The organism is Thalassospira lohafexi (assembly GCF_002844275.1).
GTDB lineage: Bacteria > Pseudomonadota > Alphaproteobacteria > Rhodospirillales > Thalassospiraceae > Thalassospira > Thalassospira lohafexi.
The window spans coordinates 38,932-62,160 of record NZ_NXGX01000003.1 but is presented as its reverse complement, the minus strand read 5'-3'; the positions used below and the strand labels follow the sequence as shown (position 1 = coordinate 62,160).

Here is a 23,229-nt window from a genome sequence, read left to right as displayed (position 1 = left end):
AATTTTTAAATGATCCGATGGGATATCAGAACGGAAGTTTGAAACCTTCCGGCAGGTTCATGCCGCCGGTAACGTCTTTCATTCTTTCCTGAACCGCGGCTTCAACCTTGACCTTGGCATCGTTGTAGGCAGCCACAATCAGGTCTTCGAGAACCTCGGTGTCGTTGGGGTCGACAATGCTTTTATCAAGCGAAAGGCCGCGCATTTCGCCTTTGCCATTCAGCATTACCTTGACCATGCCCGCACCGGACTGACCTTCGATTTCAAGTTCAACCAGACCTTCCTGCATGTCCTGCATTTTGGACTGCATTTGCTGGGCCTGTTTGAGCATCCCTGCAAGATTCTTCATAGCTCGTCGTCTCCTTCGAGATAAAACGCATCGTCATATACTGAACCGCTTTCGTCCTCTTCACCGGCGGTTTCTTCTTGGCCGGGTGGTAGGTGGACGGCAACGATTTTGGCTTTGGGTAAACCTTCAATGATCGCCTTGACCAGCGGGTCGTGCGAGGCATCTGCCTTGCGCTGCTCAAGGGCTTCGAGTTCCTGTTCCTTTAAGGTCGGTGCACCTTCTTCGCGTTCCGAAACACTGACAAGCCACCGCTGCCCCGTAAGGCTATTCATTGCCTTGATCAGTTGCGTCGACAGGTCTGAACGCGCACCGCGTGCCGGGCGAAATTCGATCCGGCCCGGCTCAAACTTCACCAGATGCATATAGTTTTTGACCTGCATGGCGATACCGGTCGTTTCCCGGTCCTTTGCCAGAAGGTCGGCGACCTCGACAAAGCTTTCGGGCATTTTGGCGTAAACCGGCTGTTCAACCTGTTCAGGGGCGCCAAGCGGGTCGGGGCGACTTTGCGCCACCGCAGCGGCACTGCCGCCGCCATTAACAACCTGCATACGTGGACCGGGTCCACCGCCGTTACCGCCGCCATTGCCACCACCTTGTGGTGCGTTCGCACCGGTATTGGCCATGTCGCTGCGCAGTTTTTTGATCAGGTCACCGGGCGATGGCATTTCCGCAGCATAGGCCAGCCGGATCAGGATCATTTCAGCCGCCTGAATGGGCGACGGTGCAATCCGGGTTTCTTCAAGCCCCTTAAGCAGCATCTGCCACGCGCGGGTTAATTGCGGCATGGCAAGCTTGGCGGCAATTTCCTTACCGCGTTCACGCTCGATCTGGGACACGCCGGGATCATTGGCAGCATCGGGCGACAGTTTTACACGGGTCAACCAATGGGTCAGGTCGAGCATGTCTTGCAACATTACTGCCGGGTCACCGCCAAGGGCGTATTGCGCGCTTAGCAGCTCAAGAGCTTCGTTGATTTCACCCTTCATGGTGAAGTCAAACAGATCGAAAATACGTGACCGGTCCGAAAGACCCAGCATATCACGCACTTGCTGGGTGGTGACTTTGCCTGCCCCGTGCGAAATCGCCTGATCAAGAAGGCTCATGCCATCACGGACAGAACCATCTGCCGCACGCGCAATCAGGGCGACGGCTTCTTCTTCGATGTCGGCATGTTCCAACCCGGCAATGCGGGTGTAATGCGCGCTCAGTTCATCAATCTGAACCCGGCGCAGATCAAACCGCTGACAGCGTGACAGGACGGTGATCGGAATTTTGCGAATTTCGGTGGTGGCAAAGATGAATTTCACATGCTCTGGCGGCTCTTCAAGCGTTTTGAGAAGCGCGTTGAACGCACTTTTCGACAGCATGTGCACTTCATCGATGATGTATATCTTGTAGCGGGCCGAGGTCGGGCGATAGCGCACCCCCTCGATCAGTTCGCGAATGTCATCAACACCGGTACGTGACGCAGCATCCATTTCCAGAACATCGACATGGCGGTCTTCGGCAATCGCGCGGCAATGTTCACACACCCCGCACGGCTCAATCGTCGGGCCACCGTTACCATCGGGGCCGATGCAATTAAGCGCGCGTGCAATGATACGGGCGGTTGTGGTTTTACCAATCCCGCGCACCCCGGTCAGAACAAATGCATGGGCAAGACGACCGCTTTCAAGCGCGTTTGAAAGTGTCTTGACCATCGGGCCATGACCGATCAGCTCATCAAAGGTTTTCGGGCGGTATTTAAGCGCCAGAACCTGATATTCGCTTTTCGGGGTCACGGCCTTGGTTGCACTGGCTGCCGGTGCGGCATCACTCGGGGATGTCGCTGCGTCTGGCGCAGGGGCTTCACCTTCGGGCGTATCTTGGCTGGCGGTCTCGATCTGATCCGTCATTCATCCGGTCCGACATATTGTAAACTGGATTGGTTTTAGCAGTTTCAGTCCCGCATGGGAAAGGCCAAGTGGGAAATTTCCCACACAAAACCACATCATGCCTGACAGGGTCAGTTGCATGGAGGATCGCCGACATTCAAAGGGGAGAGGTAAAAGGGTGAGAGACTGAACCGCGACCCGGAAAAACTCGTTACGGCTGCTACCTTCCGGTCCTGACCGGGTTGGCGAGCGGTCCGTCCGCAGCCAGCCTCTCGCCCCCTATATCGCGCAGCAGACAGTAAAACGCAAGTGTTGGCTTGGATTTTTTCGATCCTCGCGCAATCGTGGCTTTTTACCGGGCTGCCAGCGCGCTAATGTCGGGCACCGTTGCCCCGGAAAATACCGCCCGGACAGCAGCTTGCCTGCGATGTTGGTTGGTAAATGGAATTTAAGGATACGCGATCTTATGGACAGGCTGTTTTACGAATCCGTTGATCTTGATCGTGATGCGGTGCTGCGAAAGTCAGTAAACTGGCGACAGAGTCTACTAGCCGAAGACTCGTTACGTATTTTGATCTGCTATGACGGTGATCCGCTTTTTGCCTGGCCCGAAGACATGGATACGCATGAGCTTGTGGTGATTGGTGGTTTGGCGGTTCCGCATCTGGACGTCGATCTTGAGGCCGCCCAATGGATTTATCTTGGACGCGATCGCAATGGCCCTGTGATGGCCGTGGATATTGCATCGGTCATTTCGGATCGGGAGGAAGCCGTGCGCCGCCTTGGTGGCGGGTTTGGCGATATGCGCACCCGTATGGCGGCTCTTTCAAGTGACGAGGCTGCCCTTGCCGCACAGGCGCGCGCCCTTTTTAACTGGCATCGCGGGCATCAGTTCTGTGGGGCATGTGGTCATGCGAACCGTGTTGCCGAGGCCGGGTATCGTCTTGAATGTAGCAATCCTGATTGTGGAAAATCACATTTCCCGCGCACGGATCCGGCTGTCATCATGCTGATCCATCACGAAGATCACGTGCTTTTGGCCCGGTCACCGCAATTTTTACCCAATATGGTTTCGGTTTTGGCAGGGTTTGTGGAACCCGGCGAAACGCTTGAGCAGGCGGTGGCGCGTGAGGTTTATGAAGAGGTTGGCATTCGCGTCAAACGCCCGAAATATGTAGCATCCCAGCCTTGGCCGTTTCCCGGATCATTGATGCTGGGGTTTGTAGCAGAGGCGGAAACCACAGATATCACCATTGATCAGGATGAAATTGAATTTGCCATGTGGGTGCATCGTGATGAGGTGCCGAACCTGCCAGAAAAGGGCATAAATTTGCCGCGTCCAATTTCTATTGCACGCTACCTTCTGGAAAACTGGCAGGACCGCCGTATATAAAAGGGACGCATTACGCGCATGCGCGGTGGCCAAATGGTTGGGGCGCCGGGGGCGTACGGTTCATTGATCCGAGAATAGCGGGAAAGATGTCGTGGCAGCTTTTCGAATAATTCGACATTTTTGCATCATGCTTGCAGCACTTCTGGCGGCGTTTGTTTCCGATGGTGGTGCACCGGCAAAGGCGGCCGAGCCTGTTGCGGTTAAAGTCGGCGCGTATGAATACGGTGTTGTTTATTATTTCGAAAACGGCAAACCAAATGGCATGGTTCCCTTGCTGATAGGGCTTCTGAACGGGTTGCAGGATGACTATGAGTTTCAGCTTGTCGAAACATCGTCACGCAGGCGCTATAAGGCTCTGGCGGATGGGGTTGTTGACCTTCTGTTGCTCGAAAGTGCGCAATGGGAGTGGCAGGACTACGCCGTGCGATTTTCTGACAAGATCGTCACAGAGAAAGACGTTTATGTAACCCAAAGCAGCACGGCGAAAACAGTCGATCCATTTACCGATGTTACCAGCCAGTCGATTCTTTGTGTGCTGGGGTTCCATTACGGTTTCGCCAAGTTCAACTCTGACCCGGAATTCCTGAAACGATCTTATGATGTGCTGCTGCGCTATAACGAAAAGGAAGTCCTGAACGGTGTTTTGGCCAGCGAAGCGCCAATCGGTATTGTTTCAGCAGGTTTTCTTGCCCGTGAATTGGCCGCTACTCCCGGATTGGGCGACCTTATTGCCGTTGGCCCGCAACCCGATGCCATGCATGACCTAGTGTCGGTCATTGCGGATCAATCGGTCATTTCTGTTGCTGATTTTAATCAGATGATTGAAAAATTGCAGGCAACTGGTGAGGTGCAGCGCCTTTGGCAGAAAATTCACAGCGGCATATCAGGTTAAGTCCGACAAAATTTCCGTGCTTTGGCACTGTCCGACTGCGTAATTACGCAACATTTAATCCAGTGGCGGAATGCGGGCGATGACATTGCGGCGCAGGCTGTCGGGGCGTTCACGCCATGCGACAATGCCGTTGTCACTTTCGCTATATCGGATCGCAAGATCGCATAGATCCTCGATCATCGTATCGGGATCAACATTGCCATAAACATATCCCCATTTCGCAGCACCACTAAAGGCAACCGAACAGCCAGACTTGCAGTTGGTCAGACATTCCGCCGGGTGCAGGTCAAAAGGCACATCACGTTCGGCACAGGCGGTTTTTACCCGTTCAAACAGAACCTTGCCGTCGCGGGGGTCACTTTGGCCGTCGGCGGCGGAAAAGGTACAGGTGACACAGATGTTCAGGCGTGGTTTGGCGGTCATTGGGGCAATCTTTGTTGATTAATGTACGGGCGTGATGGCGCGGCATCCAATCAGCTTGCGGCCTGTCTGGTCAAGTCATCATCCAGATTTCGGTTGAGATAATCCTGTATCACGATGGCAAGTTGCCGGTCGACCAATGGATGGGATGCTTCGGCAAGCATCAAGGCAACCCCAACTGCCGGAAGGGGCGGAAAACCATCACGCGCCTCAAGAACCTGAAACTCATCGGTAACACTGGCCGCGGCAAGTGTTGCCACACCAAGTCCGTCGCGTACCAGATGCAACAGGGACGCGGCCTGTCGGGATGTGGCAAACAGTGTATAGGGCCGATCGGCTTTTGAAATGGCATCAAGCGCCCACGCATGAAACTTGCAATCCTCGGCCGGTAAAACCAGTGGCAAGGGATCAAGTTCATGCTGTTTGTGGATCGGTGATGTGACCCAGACGCCGGGTTCATGACGCAGGAAGTATCCTTCTTCGCCGGTTTCAGATCGGCTAATGATCGACAGGTCCAATTCTCCATGATCCAGCATCCGGCGCAGAAGGATTGTCGGATTGACCGAAACAAAGAATTTTGCGGCGGGGTGGGCTTTCTGGATACCGCGCAGGACCAGCGGCAGGATTTTCTGCGCATAGTCATCCGGGCAACCAATGCGGATCGGACGTGACGCATCCTGTGTTCGCAACTTGCCCATGGCCTCGTCCTGAAGCGACAAGATACGCCGGGCATATCCGACAAAGGTGATGCCATCCGGGGTTAAAAGAACATTCCGACCGTCCCGTTCAAACAGTTTGTTATCGACCAGTTCTTCAAGCCGTTTCATCTGCATGGAAAAGGCCGATGGCGTGCGGCCAATCCGGTCAGCCGCCCGGTTAAAGCTGCCCGATTCGGCAAAGGCGACAAAGCTGCGCAGTAGGTCAGAATCCATAATGGCCTCTATGGTCAGAATGATTGATCAATGAAATTGAACATTTGCGTCAAAACTATTCGATTGTTTGCCAATCATCCAGCCGCAAATATCAAACCCGGCCGGCCAATGCTTTTCACGCATGTGCCACAAGGACACTTACAATGATTTTGAACGACTATTTGCTTTCGGGAAACGGCTACAAGGTTCGTTTGCTGCTGTCGATGATGGGAACGGCGTTTGACTATGTCGAACGCGACATCATGAAAGGCGAAACCCGGACACCAGAATACCTGGAAAAGATCAATCCAAACGGCAAGATCCCGGCGCTTGTTCTGGATGACGGTCGGGTTTTGGCCGAAAGCAACGCGATCCTCACCTATCTGGCCGAGGGAACGAACTTCGTGCCAGATGACCGTTTTGAGCGTGCGGAAATGATGGGGTGGTTGTTCTTTGAACAGTACGACCATGAACCCAATATCGCGGTGCTGATTTCCTGGTATGAGATCAAAGGTTTACCGGAAAATGCCGATATTCTGGGGCCAATGAAGCAGGCTGGGGCCAAACGTGCGCTTGATCTGATGGAAAAACGTCTTTCAAGCCATAACTGGCTGGTGGGAGATGCTCTGAGCATCGCTGACATCTCGCTCTATGCCTATACCCATCGCGCAGAGCTCGGAAAAATCAGTCTGTCGGGGTATCCGGGCATTCGGGCTTGGCTTGACCGCATAGAAGCTTTGCCGGGCTACGTCCCCATCACCTGGACGCCATAGGTCGCCGATAAAAAGCAGCCGCCACAGACCGCAGGGGCCAACATGCTTGGAGGAATGTGTGTCTGCGGCGGCTGAAAAGCCCTTGTGCGATTAAGGGGAAACACAAGGGCGGCGATAAAACAGATCAGGCGGATTTCAGAATCTGATCGGGCAACAACGGGTCGGTTTGGGCGGCGGAGCTTCGGGCCTTGAAGCGCGTAAAAGCGGCTTTCACATTCGGAGCGTTCGCAATCATCTCTGGTCCGCCGGGCATGGCATTGAGGTAATGGAGCATCGGCATGATCATCATGTCGGGGATGGTAAAGCGGTCGCCAAAAAGCCAGCCATCGACGTAAGCATCATCCAGAACCCCAAGGTCGTGGGCAATAAGATCGCCCATCTGGTTCATGCGCACGCTAAAGCCCGGATCGTGGCGCTGTTTGGTGTTGGCAAAAACCATTGGGATAACAAAATTCCGAATAATGTTTTGATCCAGCCGGGTCATGGCAAGGCTGATCCACTGGTTCATCAGGGCGATTTTTTCTGTATGAACCGGGCGTAAAAGTGGGCCTGAAAATGTGTCGTCTATATACCGGCAGATGGCCGCTGTTTCATACAAAACCAACTTTCCATGAACCAGAACAGGTACTTTGCCAAACGGATTACGATTGGAAACCTCCGGCGTTGCGCGCTGCCCGGGGAGCTGCACATTCCGAGTACTGAACTCAAACGGGATTTCTTTTTCGATACAGGCGATGCGGACCGTACGCGTCAAGCTGCTGCGGGGCATTCCGATGATCATCAATTCAGACATGCGGTCTTCCTTTGCTGCGAGGGTTCCCATTGCCGTTCGTGCAATGTCGGGTGAAGGGAACTTGCAGACAGGATTAACGAGGACATAATATGTTCAAGAACATATTATCAGGATGTGTCATTGTTTTTGGATCGGCCGCAAAACCACCTTCAAACGGATCTGACAAATGCCCTACAGTCCCGCCCACAAACCCAAAACCCGTATTCGCATCCTGAATGCGGCAACGGCCCTGTTTAAAAAGAACGGGTTTGAGAACGTGACAATTGATCAGGTCATGGCCGAGGCGGGGCTGACGCGCGGTGGGTTTTATGCGCATTTCAAAAACAAGGAAGACCTGTTTGTTGCCTGCGTTGAAAACGGCATGTCGCTTTTATCCTCTCCAATACTGGCAAAGCTGCGCAAAGCGGAACGGACCGGTGGGGATTGGGTGACATCCTTTGCCAAGTTGTATTTGTCGCGGGTACATATTGAAAATCCGGAACTGGGCTGTGCATTGCCAACCCTTTCTGCCGAAGTCTCCCGATCCGGGGTTCGTGCACAGGAAGCTTTTTCAAAACTGATCAATCAGGCGTCTGAAAAACTGGCATGGAAGCTGGCAAAAGAAGACGACGTACCGGGCATTGATCGCCACATCAACCTCGAATCAGATCAGAAATTGCGCAATGTGCCAGTTCAATACGAACAGGATGCCATCGCGATGCTGGCGATGATGGTTGGGGCTGTTGTTCTCAGCCGTGCGGTCGATGATGAAACCGCTGACAAGGTTCTGGCCTCAGCACGCCACAGCGTCGCGCATTTTCATGCAAATCAATCGATCAGCGGAAAGAAAAAGCTCTCCAAAACTATTTGATCCTCGAGATTATCAAGACTTCATTGAGAATGGGGTGAGTTGCTTATTACGCTCGGCCATCATCTTTCTTTCTGCCAATGCGCCAGCCTCATCTGTCAGAAAGGTGAAAATTGCGAACCGCTTGCCCTTGGTCACCGGCACTGCCTCGTGCAGGAGTGAGCAGGAGAAAACAAGTGCGCCTCCCGGAGGCGGCGCATACAAAGTGCGACCATATTCCGGGAACCTCACCTGTCCGCCTTCGTAATCTATGGCATTGAGGTTAAGAGAGACTGCGAACCGCCGGTGGGCGGTAAACGTCGTGCGGTTATCACGATGACGTGCGAAATGCCCTTCTTCGGCGGCGTCATAGCAGCCTATCCGCAGCGCTTCCATACTGGCGGTTCTAAAGTGAAATGCCTTTATAAGCTCTGGCGCAAGCCGCGAAACGATGCGTGCTTTGACGCGGTTGAATAGTAGTTCATCAAGCAAGACAACGTCGTTGCGTTTCTTTATCTCTTTCTTTGCTGTGCTGTTGCTTGATGATCCCAAAGAAACCCCATCAGCACGTTTTTCACCATCATCCCAATAACGAAGTAATTCTGCGCATAATTCAGGTTCAAGAACATCCTTCATGACCATCACGGGGGCTTGATGGTTTGCCGCCAGGGCTTCACTATCGTTGTGAATGGACTTACACGTATTGATGATTTGATTGACGTTGGACGAGGTATCTATTCCAGCAAGCCGATTGTTCGGGTCAATCACAATGATGGATGGTCCTGCAATGCCAAGCAGCTTGCGGACTGCATTTTCCTCATCATACAGCTCAGTGACTTTCTTGTTTGAACTTCCAGCTTTCTTTGGGCTTTTCCTGCCGCAGACAATCAGAAATGTCAAAACTTCTGCAGATTGGGTTTCTTCAAGAAATGGGTCAATTTTCTGCCAATCGGTCTTGCCGGGCTTTTCATCGAGGAACCAAAGAACCAGAGTGTTGCCGGCAATCAGTTGGTCTGTCAGTTCGACAGATTTTCCTGTCTTGTCGGGCAAGGTGATTTTTGGAACAAAATCCCCAATTACGATTTCTGGAATGCGATTGCCTGAATTCTTTGTTCCGGTCATCCTGCAGATATCCTGTACGTACCCAGTGCGAGTTCAATGCGTATCTTCAACTGTGGTTAAAGTATCCCGACAAAACTTCGCTGTAAATCTTACTCAGGTTTTCAATATCCTCGACCACCGCATGCTCATCAACTTTGTGCATGCTTTGACCGACAAGGCCAAACTCCGCGACCTCGCAATACTTCTGAATGAAACGGGCGTCGGATGTACCGCCAGTGGTGCTCATTTCCGGGCGCTTGCCCGTGATTTTCTCCGATGAATCGGCAATTAGTGTCGCCAGCTTTCCCGGATTAGACAGGAATGCGTCACCAGAAATCTTCACCCTTAGCTCGTGCGCGCCAGCATGCTCGGCGCAGACATCCTTGATCCATTTTTCAAGATCGACACCGGTGTGCAGATCGTTGAAACGGATGTTAAAGGCTGCAGAAACTTTGGCCGGGACAACGTTGGTGGCACTGTTCCCGGCATCAACGGTGGTGACTTCAAGGTTGCTGGGCTGGAAATGGTCGGTGCCCTGATCAAGTTTACGCGAATTAAGAACATCAAGAACCTTGATCATGCGCGGTACGGGGTTGTCCGCCAGATGCGGATAAGCCACGTGACCCTGTGCGCCATAAATTGTCAGCCAGCCGGTAATCGATCCGCGACGGCCAATTTTCATCATTTCGCCGAGATATTTCGGGTTGGTCGGTTCCCCCACCAGACAGGTATCGAACTTTTCGCCCTGCTGGTCACACCATTCAATCAGCCTGACCGTTCCATTGAAAGCATCAGCTTCTTCGTCGCCGGTGATCAGGAAACTGATGGATTCGTCGAAATCCGGATGTGCGGCCAGAAACGCATCCACCCCGCCGACAAAGCAGGCAATGCCGGTTTTCATGTCAACTGCACCACGCCCAAACAGACGGCCGTCTTTGACCTCGCCGCCAAACGGATCGACGGTCCATGCGTCACGGTCGCCTGCTGGCACAACATCGGTGTGCCCGGCAAAACAGAAATTGCGGCCCTTGGTGCCCAGACGGGCATAGAGATTATCAATGGCATCGCTGCCATTGCCGTCAAACACCTTGCGTTTACAGTCAAACCCACGGGCTTCGAGCGCCTGTTGCAGAACGTCTAGCGCACCCGCATCAGCCGGGGTGACAGAGGGGCAACGGATCAGGGACTGGGCAAGTTCAAGGGCGACGGACATATGGAATTCTCTTGGTTTTCGGTGAAACAGCTGGGGCTTCACAAGGAGCATTGGCGAACAAAAAGAGGCAGAACACAATTATTGTTCTGCCTCTTATAAATCATACGTTCTTACGGTGACAGAAATCAGTCACGCAGCAGTTCGTTGATCGAGGTTTTCGAACGGGTTTTTTCATCAACACGTTTGATGATCACCGCGCAATACAGGCTTGGACCCGGCGTGCCATCAGGAAGCGGTTTTCCGGCAATGCTGCCCGGAACCACAACTGAATAGGCAGGGACGCGACCGACAAAGGTTTCGCCGGTGGTGCGGTCGATGATTTTGGTCGAGGCGCCAATGAAGACACCCATCGAAATGACAGCACCTTCTTCGACGATAACACCTTCGACGATTTCCGAACGTGCGCCGATAAAGGCGTTGTCTTCGATGATGACCGGACCGGCCTGGAGCGGTTCAAGAACACCGCCGATGCCTGCACCACCCGAAAGGTGAACGTTTTTACCGATCTGTGCGCACGAACCAACGGTGGCCCAAGTATCAACCATAACACCGGTATCAACATAGGCACCAAGGTTCACAAAGCTTGGCATCAGAACGGTTCCCGGTGCGACATAGGCCGATCGGCGCACGATGCTGCCTGGAACGGCGCGGAACCCGGCTTCTTTAAATTCGGCTTCGCCCCAACCGTCAAATTTCGACGGGACTTTGTCCCACCAGTTGGTGTTTTCGCCCGGACCACCTGCGATGGTGGTCATGTCATTGAGACGGAAAGACAGCAGAACCGCCTTTTTCGCCCACTGATTGACGACCCATTTTCCGTCAACCTTTTCGGCAACACGCAGTTCACCGCGATCCATAGCACCCAGCGTCTGGTCAACGGCTTTGCGGATTTCGCCCTGTGTGGCGGAGCTGATTTCGTCGCGGTTTTCCCAAGCGACGTTAATCACGCCTTCAAGTTCAGTTCTGTTCATTTTTCGAAGGTCCTTGCGGTCAGCCTTAAATCTGTCGGGCGGAGAATGGTCAAAGCAGGCCTTGAAGTCAACTCCGCCAGTTTACGTAGAAGGGCCTGTTTCGGGCCGCGTTCCGATCCTGATCCGTATGGCAGAAAGCAATAAACGAAGACGGGGCGAATCTCAACGTTGTAACGGTTACAAATCATGCACTTTGTCGCACTTGTACTGTGTGCTGGGAAATGATGGGCGATCACGGTGGCGAAACGGGGGTTAGGACCCGTTGGCGAGGGTCCGCAAGAAACCAACAATATCGTCGGTTTGGTGATCAATTCTTGGATCGTCACGGCCTGCCTGCGCCCATTCAAGGTCGGTATGAACCCAAACGGTTGTCATGCCCATTTCCTTGGCAGGCAGCAGATTTTTCGCCATGTCTTCAAAATAGACAGCCTTGCCCGGATCAATGCCATCGCGTGCGAGAAGCAGGTCATAGGGGGCCTGCTCCGGTTTGGGAATGTATTGCGCATCGACAATGTCAAAGATCGTTTCAAACCGGTCAGCAATGCCAAGGCGTTCCATCACCCGCTCGGCATGACCGCGCGATGCATTGGTGAAAATAAGTTTGCGTCCGGGCAAATCATCAAGTGCGGCCGCCAGATCAGGTGCGGGTGCGACCACCGAGACATCGATGTCATGAACTTTGCTTAGGTAATCCGCCGGGTCAATTTCATGCTCTGTCATAAGTCCACGCAATGTCGTGCCATAGCGATGGAAATAGTCCTTCTGTACCCGGTATGCTTCATCAGGTTCGAGTGACAGCGTGTCGCGGACATAATTCCCGATCAAGTTGGAAACCTGTGCAAACAGGTTGCAGGCCGCCGGATAAAGTGTGTTGTCGAGATCAAAGATCAAAACCGATCCCGCATCCATGTGTGGCAGGTCCGAGCGGGATTTAAGGGGCGACGTCATTATCAGAGGGCCTCATATCATATGGTGTGATTGCAAAAAACGTATGGTTCCTTGTAAGCGATCAGCCCGATCTTGCAAACCTTCACACCATCGAATGCAATCAAGCATTGTGGGTATGCCAAATACGCAACCATTTATGGCTCGAATTAAAGGGCTTAGGGGTTTAAAACCCGCCACGAGAACAAAGATATATGGAATGTTTATCGCAAAGGTGCCGATGCGTTAACGGGCCTTTGTTTCTTACTTGTGGGAAAATTCTACACTTATCCTCGTTAGAATGGGAAATCTCGCCGATGTAAAACCCTTGTTAACACCAATGGGAAGATCATCAGTGAAAGCCGTTTTGACGCGGGCGACGTTTTCGAATTCGGGGGATGGGAAATGTCGGTATTTCTGAGCAGCGTAAGAGGACGCTTTGGATAAGCTTATAAAGGCTCGTACCGCCGAACTTCGAAACGAACGCAATCGCTTTGCAGCACTTGCGTTCGTCTGGGGTGACATCCTTCTGGAACTGGATGGCGACTTTCGGATCGTTTTTGCATCCGGTGCTTCTGACGGCATTCTGGGGCGTCGGCCGCAACAATTGTCGGGCCATCTTTTCCACAGCCTACTGGCCAAACAGTTTCAACCGCTGGTGACTGAAATGCTTCAGGTTGCGCGCAGACGTGGGCGCATGGACAATATTCAGGTCCGGTTTGTGCATCCTGACGAACAACTCAGCCCCCCGGTTTCCATGAGTGGCTATTTCCTGCCCGATCTTGGGGATCATTTCTTTGTCGCACTTCGGGTTGCGATCAATGCATTGCCGGCCGATGTCGCCCGATCGATCAAACGTGACCATGCGACGGGTCTTTTGGACGAAGAAAGCCTGTCAAAAGTGGTGACCGAGCGCCTTGTCGCGCAACGCGAAACCGGGACCGAACATAAATTTACCCTGATGACCCTGAACGCGTTTGATCCGTTGTGCAAACGCATGGAACAGATTGAACGCGATGAACTTCTGGCAAGTGTCGGGGCGTTCTTACGCGCGCATTCGGTGGCCGGTGATACTGCAGGCCGACTTGCCAGCAACCAGTTTGGCATGCTTCATCGTCCGGACGTGCGGATTGGCGAACTTGAGCAACGCATTGCCGACTGTGCGCGGGATGCCGACCCCAAAGGTGTCGGGATTGAAGTCAGCTCATCGGTGACGGATTTCACGGCTGAACTGATCCCGCCAGGCGACTTGGCGCGCGGCGTTTTATATTCCATCCGACGGTTTTGTGACCGTCAGGAACACGGGTTTACGTTTTCGCGGCTGATGGGGCAGGCCAACAATCTGGTCAATGACACCTTTTCTGCGATGCATGACTTTGGCGCGCGCGTTGATCGATTGAAATTTGACGCGGCGTATCAGCCTATTGTGCGGCTGCCATCGGCCGAAATTCATCATTTCGAAGTTTTGGTCCGGTTCTATAACGACGACGGGAAATTGATCCCGACACAGCAACTGATTACGTTCGCCGAACAGGTTAATATGGTCCATCGTCTTGATTTGGCGATGATGCGTCGAACCATAAAATGGATCAGAACGCAGCTTGATCTCGGGTTAACTGTGCGGGTTGCGGTGAATGTTTCCGGCCATTCGTTGGAAAACCCGGATTTTTGCCGGTCGGCCATTGCGCTTTTTGAACGCAATCGCGATGCGCTTGGTCAGTTGATGATCGAGATTACCGAAACATCGGAAATCACCGACATTGATGGTGCTGCCAAATGGATCAGCCGGTTCCGCGAATTCGGGATTGAAATTTGTCTGGATGATTTTGGGACCGGGGCATCCAATTTCCGGTATCTCAGCGCGCTTGAGGTCGATTATGTAAAGATTGACGGTGAGTCTATCCGCCAGTCGATGAAATCGGGCAAGGGGCAGGCCTTTATGCGCTCATTGGTCGATTTGTGTCACTCGATCGATGTCGAAGTCGTGGGTGAGATGATTGAAACCGATGAAATGCGTGAATTGATCACCAAGGCCGGTTTTGATTTTGCACAAGGCTATCTGTTTGGCAAACCCGAAGCCGATATCAGCCTATATTGGCGCGATGCCAAAACACCGCGGCAATAGTATGGGCAGGCATGGTTCTTGCCCCTGAGGTTGCCATGCCCGCGCTTCATCTTTGATGGCTATGCAGGGCAATTGTTCGTCTGACAGCAAGTAACTTGCGGGCGATCTGGTCGAAGGGTCAAATCACGCTTTACCGGTTAAATGTTGGCCCATCCGGCTTCACACCGGATGAAATCCCGTATTTCCCCAAGATTTTATCATAAATGCCGTTTTCCTGAATGATCTTCAGGCCAATGTTGAGCTGTTTAAGAAGGTCGCCGGCATTTTGGGTGTGGCGTGTGATGCAGGAATAATACGGGCTTGTTGAAATGACTTTTGATTTGATGTCGACGGTTTCCGGGCGCCTTTTTTGCAATTCATGCATGGCGTATTCAACGGGTGGTTTGAAGGACAAGACAGCATCCAGTCGGCGCGAAAGCATCAGATTTAGCAGGGTTTCTTCGTCGTGGGCGGTAATAACATCCAAGTTTGCGCTGCGTGCAGTGACTTCCGTGCTGTACCCGCTGACCACGCCGATGGTCATGTTCCGGGCATCTTCAAGCGTTGTGATGGTGTCGAGAATTTCCGACCGGGTTGTAAAAAGCGCGATCTCTTCCTGGCCGAGTGGGGCGGAAAACAAAAAGTCGGTTTCGCGCTCTTTTAGGTAGCTGCACGAACACAAACCATCGACCAAACCAGCCTCAGCAAGGAAATAAGCCCGTTTCCAAGGATAGAACGGCGTTATCAGCGTCAGATTCCGGGTTGCGAATGCAGAACGCAGGACTTCAACGTCATAGCCTGGTCTGGCGGTGTCGTCGGCGATCTTCGCGGGAGGGAAATGGTTGCAGGCCAGTGTGACCGTCGTTTGATCACCGGGGGGCGAGATGAGCGAGTTTTGCGCCATTGCCGGTGTCAGGTGATGCAAGACAAGCAAACAGCCCAGAACACCAGTGCGAAAAGCCAGGCGCAAAATATGTGCAGGTAAATGAGCGGTCACAATATGCTCTAATCCTGATTTCGAGGGGCATTAAGTGTTGAGTGGAGATGCGATGGTAGCATGCCAACTGCCAAGACGAAGTGCTCCTATGGTCTAGGGGCAAGAGCTATGCATTAAATGTGTGCAGCTGCAGCCAGTTTATGAGGGAAATTGTTTGCGCGATCCTAAAAGTCGTTTGATTTTGGCTGTAACGTAGAATTTGTCAGAACGCCGTAACGTTCAAGAATGCTGTTGTAATGCCCTGTCGTTTTGATTTTTTCCAATCCGGAATTTAAAAGATCCGCAATCATCGCTGCATTTCCAGCCTTTTTGGACAGACACGAGAAATACGGATATGCAGCTGTTTCGCGATAAAATGTTGTCAGGTTTTCGTTGGTTTCACGGTTATGGTTTTTGACCATTGTCGTCATCGTTTCATGGAACGCATATATTGCATCAATCCTGCCACCGCGGAGCAGGGCAAACAGTCCTTTTTCAGAGTTTGCGCTGATCGTATCGAGACCTGCTTCCCGGGCAAATTTTTCAAGATTGTAACCAGCAACGACACCGATGGTCAGCCCTAGAGCCTGATCAAGTGTTTCAATCCCTGAAATCACATCCGGGTCTAGGGCGAAAAAACCGACATGCTGACGCCCGATTGGGGCTGAAAATTCAAAAATGCCTTCGCGTTCAGGAAGGTAGCTACACGAACAAAGTCCGTCGACCAATCCCTGTTCTGCCAAAAGGTGCGCACGTTTCCAAGGGTAAAAGGGGGTGTTCAGACGAACGCCACTGGCCGCGAAAGCCGCGCGCAGGATTTCGACGTCAAAACCGGGTTCACTTTTGCGGTTTGCGATTTTCGATGGTGGAAAAACATTGCAGGCAAGAGTGACTTCGCGGTCGAGTTTATCCGTAACGTTGTCTGTGGCAAATGCCGGCACAGCAGCTGTCGCCAAGCCTGTGACGGATACCGCTATAAAGAGGCGGAACATACGACGGGCTGCGATGTGTTGTGCTGTCTTCTGGTCCCTGACCACGGCAAGCTCATTCCAGAAATTGATTGGTACAAGCAGATGACCATTACATATCAGGTTCGCTTAGATGACAATCAATAGCCCAGCTTGATTGTTAGCGCGGGCAGAGCAAAAAAAAACCGGCACAAAATGTGCCGGTTTTTCTGTGTTGGTTCAAATCGTCTTATTCAGCGGCTTTGACTTCTGCGCTGTTGCGGATCGAAGCTTCGCGGACATCGTTGGTGACATGTTCTTCGAACTTGGTGAAGTTCTTTTCAAACAGGCCAGTCAGGTTCGCAGCGGCCTTGTCATAGGCCGCCTTGTCTTTCCAGCTGTCACGCGGGTTAAGGACTTCTGCCGGGATATCGCCACAGGTGGTCGGATATGCCAGACCGAAATAGGGATCGGTTGCAAACTCGGCATTTTCCAGATCACCGTTGAGCGCCGCATTCAAAAGGCCGCGGGTATAGCCGATCTTCATGCGTGAACCAACGCCATAGGCACCACCCGACCAGCCGGTATTAACCAGCCAGCAGTTTGCACCATGTTTTTCCATCAGTTCGCCAAGCAATTTGGCATAGACCGACGGATGACGTGGCATGAACGGCGCACCAAAGCAGGCAGAGAATGCAGCAGTCGGTTCCTTGACACCTTTTTCAGTGCCAGCAACCTTTGCGGTGTAGCCGGACAGGAAGTGATACATCGCCTGTGCGGAGGACAGTTTTGCAATTGGGGGCAGAACACCAAATGCATCACAGGTTAGCATGATGATGTTTTTCGGGTGTTCCCCGCGACCGTTTTCCGAAGCGTTCGGAATGAAGTTGATCGGATAGGATGATCGGGTGTTTTCGGTGTGACGTGCATCGTCGAGATCAAGCTCGCGCGATTGCTTGTTCATCACAACGTTTTCAAGAACCGTCCCGAAACGCTCGGTGGTGGCATGGATTTCCGGTTCAGCTTCTTTGGAAAGCTTGATCACCTTGGCATAGCAGCCGCCTTCAAAGTTAAAGACGCCGTCTTCGCCCCAGCCATGTTCGTCATCCCCGATCAGAGTACGCGATGCGTCGGCTGACAGGGTGGTTTTACCCGTGCCCGACAGGCCAAAGAAGATGGCGGTATCGCCGTCTTTGCCCATGTTGGCCGAACAATGCATCGGCAAGACGCCTTTGGCCGGAAGGATATGATTGAGAACCGAGAAGATCGATTTCTTCATTTCGCCAGCATACCAAGTGCCGCCGATGATCACCATTTTACGTTCAAAGCTGACCATGACGAAGACGTCGGAACGGGTGCCGTCAACTTCCGGGTCTGCCTGAAGGCCCGGCGCATGCAGGATGGTGAATTCCGGTGCGAAGTCACGCAGCTCTTCTTTTTGCGGCTGGATAAACATGTTGCGCGCAAAAAGATTGTGCCATGCGTTTTCGTTGATTACGCGCACCGGCAGGCGGAAGCGCGGATCGGAACCGGCAAAGCAATCCTGTACGAAAAGTTCGGTGCCCTGAAAATAAGCGCGCACTTTCTGATAGAGGCGCTCGAATACTTCCGGGCTGACCGGGCGATTGACATCGCCCCAATCAATGTCGGCCTTGGTGCTGTCTTCTTCGACGACAAAGCGGTCCAGTGGGGAACGGCCGGTATGTTCGCCAGTAAGTGCGACAAACGCGCCACCCTTGGCGATTTTGCCTTCGTTGCGACGGATCGCGTGTTCGTAAAGGCCGGCAGCGTCGAGGTTCCAGTGAACGGCGCCAAGGTTCTTGAGGCCATGGGTTTCAAGGCCTACGCGGCTGACAACGGGTCCTGATTGCAGCACGAATCTCTCCTGGTGGGAAATTGAATTTGGGGGTTAAATTTCAATTCTACACAAAGAATTGTGGGTAACTCTTTGCATCGAGACATATTGTTACAAAGGTGTCTTAAAAGCAACCGGTCCTTTTGCCCAATACCAAGGAAAACGTAGGTGTTTTTGCGTTTATGAAAATTCTTTGTTCAGACCTGATAATTAAATCTTCACAAACCAAATCATGCCTTGAAGTCGCGCGATTTCTTGCACATTTCGACCAAAATCTCGCGCGCGTCACCGGGGGTGTGGATGGTGTTGGGGAACTCGATTCTGATATTAGGAGACTCGGGGTGTTCGGTTGCCAAATCCATGCCATCGCAGTCAATTGCAACCATCTTCCAGCCCAGATCTTTTGGGTGGTCGGTGTAATGACCGACAATATCGGCAAGGGCATCGAGGTGGTCTGCATTCATATGGTCGACAATACCGTCATGACCGGTCACGAGTGCAGGGCAGTCACCAATGATGAATTGCGCACCAGACAATCGACGCTGTTTACCAAAGCCACCCACCCAATAGGCTGCTTCAACCGTGATCCGATAAAATCCAAAATCACCAAAATCGGCGTATTGCGCCGCGTCCGGGTTGGCAAGCAGGTAGCGTGCACGTGTTTGTTTCGCCCGGTCTGCTACGGCGCGGCCAAACAGGGTCAGGCGGGGATTATCGGTTTCAATCGCGATTGAACGGTCATCGGTGGCGCGAGAACCCGTGAAAAACAATGACAGCCTGTTATCGGACTTTAAGTGACGGGTGTGATCGGCAAGGTCGGAAATCAACAGGATCGGGGTGCCATCAATATCAATTGCTGGCACCACCATGGATGCCACTGGCCAGGCATCATCTACTTGCTTATGCCCAACAGCGCTGGTGGCAAGGACAGCCGAGCGGGAATATCGGCATATTCGGCGCAGATCAGATGCCGACGCGATTTGTTTGGTCCCATCATCTGCCATCATCTGAATCCTTGAGCAAAGATAGAATATCCCGTGCGACCACGTCCAGCTAGGGTATCAAGCAACCCGAAGGGTATTCTTTAGTATTGGGCCGTTTCTGGGGTGTTGGAAGTGCTTTTTGCGCTGGCGGGGTTGCTGTTGGTTCGTCGTTTTGTGATTTGGGAAATGATACGTTTTTTACCGCCATCACTTAATCCCATCCACGATCCGATTTCTTCGCCCGTACGGAAACAGCCGGCACAATAACCGGTTTTGGCATCAAGCACACAGACTCCGGTGCAGGGAGATTTAACGGGCATGGATTTCCTGATTGCTGCGGTCGAGACTTAACGGACCGGCAATAAAAAACAGCTTCGCCCCCATCGATCAAGCATGAAGCGATCAATGGGGGCGTTTTGGTCGGGTGGGGTTTCTGTCAGGACAGATATCACAGACGCGAGAACCAGTTGCTGACTTGGCGTTCTGCTTCTTCGCGTTCAACGCCGTATCTTTCCTGAACACGGCCGATCAATTTGTCCTGCTGACCATCGACTTGGTCAACATCGTCGTCGGTTAGGCGGCCCCATTCGCTTTTGACGTTGCCTTTGACTTGTTTCCAGCGTCCGGCGATTTGATCCCAATTCATTTGGTATCTCCTGCGTTGTTCGTGAGTTTGCCAGTGTTTAAGGCCTTCAAGTGCCTTTGGTGTTTTCACCTTCTACAAACTAAAACGGCTGGGCGGAGGACATGTTCCAGAAACCTTTGGGTATGACGACCTGACAGATTGTCGTTTCGGGCGGGTTGCTTGCCTTATTTTGCCCATGGGGGTATAGCCCGTTCCATTGTTTTTATCGGAGTTGTTATCGCACGGGACCAGCGTGCGGCACGGAGGAAGATATGCGCGGCTATTTCGGGATTGGAATTGAAGGGGCAAGCAAGCCTTTGAATGTGGGTACCCTGTTTCGTTCCGCCCACGCATTTGGTGCGAGCTTTGCCTTTACGGTGGATGCGGACTTTCGCAAGGAACGTTCAAACATCACCGATACGTCGAAGTCCGGCGAACAGATGCCATATTATCATTTCCCCAATCACGATAATTTCTTCCTGCCGACCGGATGCCGGATGGTCGGGATCGAACTGACCCCTGATGCGATTGAGTTACCCAGTTTCAAGCATCCATCGCAGGCGGCCTATATCCTGGGTCCGGAACGCGGCAATTTGTCGCAGGGTATGCAGGACAAATGTGATTTCATCATCAAAATCCCGATGAGCTTTTGTGTGAATGTCGCGATTGCCGCCAATATCGTGATGTATGACCGTTTGATCAGCCTTGGCCGTTTTGCCCCACGACCGGTGCGTGCCGGTGCGCCGACTGAACCCAAGCCCGAAGGTCAATATGGTGGCTGGATTTCGCGCACGCGCGAAAAACGCAAAGGCGATCCTGAACAATTCCGCAAGGCCCCACCGCCCGATTACAGTGTGATCGATGGGGAACTTGACGACGAAGACGACGTATAAACCGCGCATTTCGGTTTTGACAAAAAAGCAACGGCCGTGAGGGAGGGGCACGGCCGTTGCTGTATCTGACCTGTGGTTTGATGCGTCATTTAGCAGGGGGGCTTTGACGCCGCACAGGTCAGGTGCGTGGGTGTTGATGCATTTTGTCTGTTAGGCGGCCTTTACCTCTGATGTTTTGGGTGTGCTGTGATCGTCGGTTTCGTCAATATTCTCGTCATCCTCATCGGGCAAATGGCCCTGCGGATTGCGCAGAAGGTTGGCAATCATGCGCATCCCGACATCACCCTGCAGGGTCAGCAGGCTTTCGGGATGAAATTGCACCGCACTGATTGGCAGGACTTTATGGCGCACCCCCATGATGACGCCATCGTCACTTTGGGCGGTTACCCGAAGATCGTCGGGCAGTTCATCTGCATTGGCAAAGAGCGAGTGATACCGCCCGACCACGATGTCATCTGGTAATCCTTCAAACAGCGGATCGGTTGTATCGAGTTTCACCTTTGACGGTTTGCCATGCATCGGTGTGACAAGTTGACCCAATGATCCGCCGAAAAATTCAACAATCCCCTGCAGACCAAGACAAACGCCAAAGACCGGAAGACCTGCGGCCAAGGCGCGTTCAATGCTGTCGCGCAGATGATAGTCATCGGGGCGGCCCGGACCGGGCGACAGGAACACCAGATCAGGTTTGAAATCATCAAATGCCTCGTCCGGGAAGCCGGGGCGCAGGGTCAACGTCTCTGCCCCGGTGGCGCGGATATAGCTTGCAAGGTTTTGGACAAAGCTGTCTTCGTGATCAATCAGAAGCACACGTTTGCCAATACCCGATACCGCCGGATCAATGGCGATATCATCTTTGGCGTCACGGGTGACGGCATCAATCATTGCTGATGCCTTGAGCACGGTTTCGTCTTCTTCGGCTTCGGACACGCTGTCATAGAGTAATGTCGCGCCTGCGCGGACTTCGGCGACACCTTGTTTAAGGCGTACAGTACGTAATGTAAGCCCGGTATTAAGGTCGCCATTGCACAGAACCGCACCAATCGCCCCGCCGTACCAAGCACGTGAACTGCGCTCGACCGCCTCGATATGTTTCATGGCGGCACGTTTGGGTGCCCCGGTCACAGTTACCGCCCAGCAATGGGTCAGAAACGCATCAAGTGCATCAAACCCGTCGCGCAGACGGCCTTCGACATGATCAACCGTGTGGATCAGGCGCGAATACATTTCGATCTGACGCCGACCAAGAATGCGGATGCTACCCGGTTTGCTGACACGAGCCTTATCATTGCGGTCAACATCAGTGCACATGGTGAGTTCCGACTCATCCTTGGTCGAGTTGAGCAGCGTACGGATGTTTTCGGCATCCTCAATCGCATCACGACCGCGCGCAATCGTGCCTGATATTGGACAGGTTTCAATGCGTTGACCATTGACCCGGACATACATTTCCGGCGACGCACCAATCAGATGTTCGCCGTCGCCCAGATTGATCAAAAACCCGTACGGGGCGGGATTACGGCGTTTCAGACGGCGGAAGATTTCAGATGGTGCGGTGGCACAAGGAGTTCTGAAAACGCGGCTCGGGACGACTTCAAATAACTCACCTCGGGCAAAGCGTGGTTTCGTTTCATCGACAATGGTGGCGTATTCGCCGGGTTTCATGTCGTTTTCAACAACGGCATTATTGCCGCGTGACGGCGGGTGGGACTGTGAAACACGTTCCAGTCCGACGGTGCTGTGACCATCCGGGGTGATGAATTCATATTCGATTTTGGTGGCCACACGCGATGCATGGTCGACCGTAATCAGGCGGTCTGGCAGGAACAGATGGATGTCTTTGTGATCGGCGGGGCGATCCTGCGTAAGGTTGATCTGTTCGAAATGAAGCGCGATGTCATAGCCAAATGCGCCGTATAGGCCAAGGCGCTCATCCCCCTTATGCGCAAACAGATCACGCAGCGCACGCACCACGGAAAACAGGCTTGGTTGCTGGCTGCGCTGTTCTTCGGGGAACCAGGATGCCGGAGTTTTGACGTAGCCATAAAGCCCGTCGTCACCGTCGGTCACACCCTCAATGTGCGGGTGATCGCCCAAGGTGTTGGAAATGATATCAAGGAGAACCCGGCCACGATCATTGAGGGCCCGAATGGCAAAGCCACGTTCGCGCCCGGTGATTTCAAGCGGTGGTGCATCGAACCCCATGTCCCAACGTGAATAGCGCCCTGGGAACTCATAACTTGAAGACAGCAAAACACCTTTGGTCTGATCCAGCGCGTCAATCAGGCCTTCGGTGGCGTTTTCATAGGTAATGGTGGTCATCCGACGAATGACAGAGATGCCACCATCGGTGGTATATCGGTATTCGCTGCTGTTTTCTATGTCCGAGATCGGGGTGGTCACGTT

22 protein-coding genes and 1 other RNA gene are annotated in these 23,229 nt (G+C 52.8%); 6 read left to right on the top strand and 17 right to left on the bottom strand.

Translation table 11 applies throughout. The features are described from left to right. Positions 1-25 precede the first annotated feature (25 nt). From COO92_RS07225 to ffs, 3 genes are all read right to left on the bottom strand, one after another. On the bottom strand, positions 26-349 hold the full coding sequence (locus tag COO92_RS07225; RefSeq protein ID WP_101301056.1) for a YbaB/EbfC family nucleoid-associated protein: 324 nt from the start codon (positions 347-349) through the stop codon (positions 26-28). After that, positions 346-2,244 carry a DNA polymerase III subunit gamma/tau gene (locus COO92_RS07220; protein WP_101301054.1) on the bottom strand — a complete coding sequence of 633 codons (1,899 nt, stop codon included), beginning with the start codon at positions 2,242-2,244 and terminating at the stop codon, positions 346-348. Before COO92_RS07220 ends, COO92_RS07225 begins: the two co-directional genes overlap by 4 nt. A gap of 157 nt (positions 2,245-2,401) precedes the next feature. Then, an RNA gene (gene ffs / locus COO92_RS07215) (signal recognition particle sRNA small type) lies at positions 2,402-2,496 on the bottom strand. Between the two features lie 193 nt (positions 2,497-2,689). On the opposite strand from ffs, the gene nudC reads away from it, so the two are divergent. Together nudC and COO92_RS07205 are read left to right on the top strand one after the other, a co-directional pair. After that, positions 2,690-3,616 (top strand): NAD(+) diphosphatase, encoded by a 927-nt coding sequence (gene nudC, locus COO92_RS07210; protein ID WP_101301052.1) that lies wholly within the window; start codon positions 2,690-2,692, stop codon positions 3,614-3,616. 127 nt (positions 3,617-3,743) lie between these two features. Further along, the gene (locus tag COO92_RS07205; RefSeq protein WP_101301050.1) at positions 3,744-4,508 is read left to right on the top strand and encodes a transporter substrate-binding domain-containing protein; all 765 of its coding nucleotides are present in this window, start codon (positions 3,744-3,746) and stop codon (positions 4,506-4,508) included. Positions 4,509-4,562: 54 nt separating this feature from the next. On the opposite strand, the gene COO92_RS07200 is transcribed toward COO92_RS07205, so the two are convergent. Together COO92_RS07200 and COO92_RS07195 are read right to left on the bottom strand one after the other, a co-directional pair. Beyond that, the gene (locus tag COO92_RS07200) at positions 4,563-4,931 is read right to left on the bottom strand and encodes a DUF1636 family protein (RefSeq protein WP_101301049.1); all 369 of its coding nucleotides are present in this window, start codon (positions 4,929-4,931) and stop codon (positions 4,563-4,565) included. A 50-nt stretch (positions 4,932-4,981) separates the two neighbouring features. Then, positions 4,982-5,860 (bottom strand): LysR substrate-binding domain-containing protein, encoded by an 879-nt coding sequence (locus COO92_RS07195; RefSeq protein WP_101301047.1) that lies wholly within the window; start codon positions 5,858-5,860, stop codon positions 4,982-4,984. A 143-nt stretch (positions 5,861-6,003) separates the two neighbouring features. Between COO92_RS07195 and COO92_RS07190 the strand changes: the two genes are divergently transcribed. Next, complete coding sequence (locus COO92_RS07190) at positions 6,004-6,612, top strand: glutathione S-transferase family protein (protein ID WP_101301046.1); 609 nt, start codon at positions 6,004-6,006, stop codon at positions 6,610-6,612. 124 nt (positions 6,613-6,736) lie between these two features. On the opposite strand, the gene COO92_RS07185 is transcribed toward COO92_RS07190, so the two are convergent. Further along, on the bottom strand, positions 6,737-7,405 hold the full coding sequence (locus COO92_RS07185; RefSeq protein ID WP_101301044.1) for a glutathione S-transferase family protein: 669 nt from the start codon (positions 7,403-7,405) through the stop codon (positions 6,737-6,739). Positions 7,406-7,571: 166 nt separating this feature from the next. On the opposite strand from COO92_RS07185, the gene COO92_RS07180 reads away from it, so the two are divergent. Beyond that, positions 7,572-8,255, top strand: coding sequence for a TetR/AcrR family transcriptional regulator (locus COO92_RS07180; protein WP_022733868.1), 684 nt, complete (start codon positions 7,572-7,574; stop codon positions 8,253-8,255). Positions 8,256-8,267: 12 nt separating this feature from the next. Here the strand turns inward: COO92_RS07180 and COO92_RS07175 are convergent, their stop codons facing one another. From COO92_RS07175 to COO92_RS07160, 4 genes are all read right to left on the bottom strand, one after another. Then, on the bottom strand, positions 8,268-9,353 hold the full coding sequence (locus COO92_RS07175) for a 2OG-Fe(II) oxygenase (protein ID WP_101301043.1): 1,086 nt from the start codon (positions 9,351-9,353) through the stop codon (positions 8,268-8,270). 46 nt (positions 9,354-9,399) lie between these two features. Beyond that, on the bottom strand, positions 9,400-10,545 hold the full coding sequence (dapE, locus tag COO92_RS07170) for a succinyl-diaminopimelate desuccinylase (protein ID WP_101301041.1): 1,146 nt from the start codon (positions 10,543-10,545) through the stop codon (positions 9,400-9,402). A gap of 125 nt (positions 10,546-10,670) precedes the next feature. Next, positions 10,671-11,516, bottom strand: coding sequence for a 2,3,4,5-tetrahydropyridine-2,6-dicarboxylate N-succinyltransferase (gene dapD, locus COO92_RS07165; protein ID WP_101301039.1), 846 nt, complete (start codon positions 11,514-11,516; stop codon positions 10,671-10,673). A 252-nt stretch (positions 11,517-11,768) separates the two neighbouring features. Further along, positions 11,769-12,464, bottom strand: a complete 696-nt coding sequence (locus COO92_RS07160) for a pyrimidine 5'-nucleotidase (protein WP_101301037.1) — start codon at positions 12,462-12,464, stop codon at positions 11,769-11,771. Between the two features lie 415 nt (positions 12,465-12,879). Here COO92_RS07160 and COO92_RS07155 point away from each other — a divergent pair, with 415 nt between their 5' ends. Next, positions 12,880-14,565, top strand: coding sequence for an EAL domain-containing protein (locus tag COO92_RS07155; RefSeq protein ID WP_101301036.1), 1,686 nt, complete (start codon positions 12,880-12,882; stop codon positions 14,563-14,565). 130 nt (positions 14,566-14,695) lie between these two features. On the opposite strand, the gene COO92_RS07150 is transcribed toward COO92_RS07155, so the two are convergent. The 6 genes from COO92_RS07150 to COO92_RS07125 form a co-directional block, all read right to left on the bottom strand. Continuing rightward, the gene (locus COO92_RS07150) at positions 14,696-15,541 is read right to left on the bottom strand and encodes a substrate-binding periplasmic protein (protein WP_101301034.1); all 846 of its coding nucleotides are present in this window, start codon (positions 15,539-15,541) and stop codon (positions 14,696-14,698) included. A gap of 164 nt (positions 15,542-15,705) precedes the next feature. After that, complete coding sequence (locus tag COO92_RS07145) at positions 15,706-16,512, bottom strand: substrate-binding periplasmic protein (protein WP_101301032.1); 807 nt, start codon at positions 16,510-16,512, stop codon at positions 15,706-15,708. A gap of 205 nt (positions 16,513-16,717) precedes the next feature. Next, complete coding sequence (locus COO92_RS07140) at positions 16,718-18,343, bottom strand: phosphoenolpyruvate carboxykinase (protein WP_101301030.1); 1,626 nt, start codon at positions 18,341-18,343, stop codon at positions 16,718-16,720. A gap of 209 nt (positions 18,344-18,552) precedes the next feature. Next, the gene (locus tag COO92_RS07135; RefSeq protein WP_101301029.1) at positions 18,553-19,326 is read right to left on the bottom strand and encodes a HugZ family pyridoxamine 5'-phosphate oxidase; all 774 of its coding nucleotides are present in this window, start codon (positions 19,324-19,326) and stop codon (positions 18,553-18,555) included. Between the two features lie 80 nt (positions 19,327-19,406). Further along, positions 19,407-19,625, bottom strand: coding sequence for a DUF1289 domain-containing protein (locus tag COO92_RS07130; RefSeq protein WP_101301028.1), 219 nt, complete (start codon positions 19,623-19,625; stop codon positions 19,407-19,409). 128 nt (positions 19,626-19,753) lie between these two features. Then, on the bottom strand, positions 19,754-19,951 hold the full coding sequence (locus tag COO92_RS07125) for a CsbD family protein (RefSeq protein ID WP_022733855.1): 198 nt from the start codon (positions 19,949-19,951) through the stop codon (positions 19,754-19,756). A gap of 251 nt (positions 19,952-20,202) precedes the next feature. Here COO92_RS07125 and COO92_RS07120 point away from each other — a divergent pair, with 251 nt between their 5' ends. Beyond that, entirely contained in the window at positions 20,203-20,823 is a 621-nt protein-coding gene (locus COO92_RS07120; RefSeq protein WP_101301027.1) for an RNA methyltransferase, read from the top strand. 150 nt (positions 20,824-20,973) lie between these two features. Here the strand turns inward: COO92_RS07120 and COO92_RS07115 are convergent, their stop codons facing one another. Next, positions 20,974-23,226, bottom strand: coding sequence for an anthranilate synthase component I (locus COO92_RS07115; protein WP_101301025.1), 2,253 nt, complete (start codon positions 23,224-23,226; stop codon positions 20,974-20,976). Positions 23,227-23,229 lie beyond the last annotated feature (3 nt).

What these genes read in the sequence shown, in the direction of transcription:
- COO92_RS07185 (WP_101301044.1), bottom strand. Translation starts at nt 7,405, where the DNA reads ATGTCTGAATTGATGATCATCGGAATGCCCCGCAGCAGCTTGACGCGT.
- COO92_RS07160 (WP_101301037.1), bottom strand. Translation starts at nt 12,464, where the DNA reads ATGACGTCGCCCCTTAAATCCCGCTCGGACCTGCCACACATGGATGCG.
- COO92_RS07180 (WP_022733868.1), top strand. Translation starts at nt 7,572, where the DNA reads ATGCCCTACAGTCCCGCCCACAAACCCAAAACCCGTATTCGCATCCTG.
- COO92_RS07145 (WP_101301032.1), bottom strand. Translation starts at nt 16,512, where the DNA reads ATGTTCCGCCTCTTTATAGCGGTATCCGTCACAGGCTTGGCGACAGCT.
- nudC (WP_101301052.1), top strand. Translation starts at nt 2,690, where the DNA reads ATGGACAGGCTGTTTTACGAATCCGTTGATCTTGATCGTGATGCGGTG.
- COO92_RS07120 (WP_101301027.1), top strand. Translation starts at nt 20,203, where the DNA reads ATGCGCGGCTATTTCGGGATTGGAATTGAAGGGGCAAGCAAGCCTTTG.
- COO92_RS07190 (WP_101301046.1), top strand. Translation starts at nt 6,004, where the DNA reads ATGATTTTGAACGACTATTTGCTTTCGGGAAACGGCTACAAGGTTCGT.
- COO92_RS07195 (WP_101301047.1), bottom strand. Translation starts at nt 5,860, where the DNA reads ATGGATTCTGACCTACTGCGCAGCTTTGTCGCCTTTGCCGAATCGGGC.
- COO92_RS07175 (WP_101301043.1), bottom strand. Translation starts at nt 9,353, where the DNA reads ATGACCGGAACAAAGAATTCAGGCAATCGCATTCCAGAAATCGTAATT.
- COO92_RS07225 (WP_101301056.1), bottom strand. Translation starts at nt 349, where the DNA reads ATGAAGAATCTTGCAGGGATGCTCAAACAGGCCCAGCAAATGCAGTCC.
- COO92_RS07130 (WP_101301028.1), bottom strand. Translation starts at nt 19,625, where the DNA reads ATGCCCGTTAAATCTCCCTGCACCGGAGTCTGTGTGCTTGATGCCAAA.
- COO92_RS07205 (WP_101301050.1), top strand. Translation starts at nt 3,744, where the DNA reads ATGCTTGCAGCACTTCTGGCGGCGTTTGTTTCCGATGGTGGTGCACCG.
- dapE (WP_101301041.1), bottom strand. Translation starts at nt 10,545, where the DNA reads ATGTCCGTCGCCCTTGAACTTGCCCAGTCCCTGATCCGTTGCCCCTCT.
- COO92_RS07220 (WP_101301054.1), bottom strand. Translation starts at nt 2,244, where the DNA reads ATGACGGATCAGATCGAGACCGCCAGCCAAGATACGCCCGAAGGTGAA.
- COO92_RS07135 (WP_101301029.1), bottom strand. Translation starts at nt 19,326, where the DNA reads ATGGCAGATGATGGGACCAAACAAATCGCGTCGGCATCTGATCTGCGC.
- COO92_RS07200 (WP_101301049.1), bottom strand. Translation starts at nt 4,931, where the DNA reads ATGACCGCCAAACCACGCCTGAACATCTGTGTCACCTGTACCTTTTCC.
- COO92_RS07125 (WP_022733855.1), bottom strand. Translation starts at nt 19,951, where the DNA reads ATGAATTGGGATCAAATCGCCGGACGCTGGAAACAAGTCAAAGGCAAC.
- dapD (WP_101301039.1), bottom strand. Translation starts at nt 11,516, where the DNA reads ATGAACAGAACTGAACTTGAAGGCGTGATTAACGTCGCTTGGGAAAAC.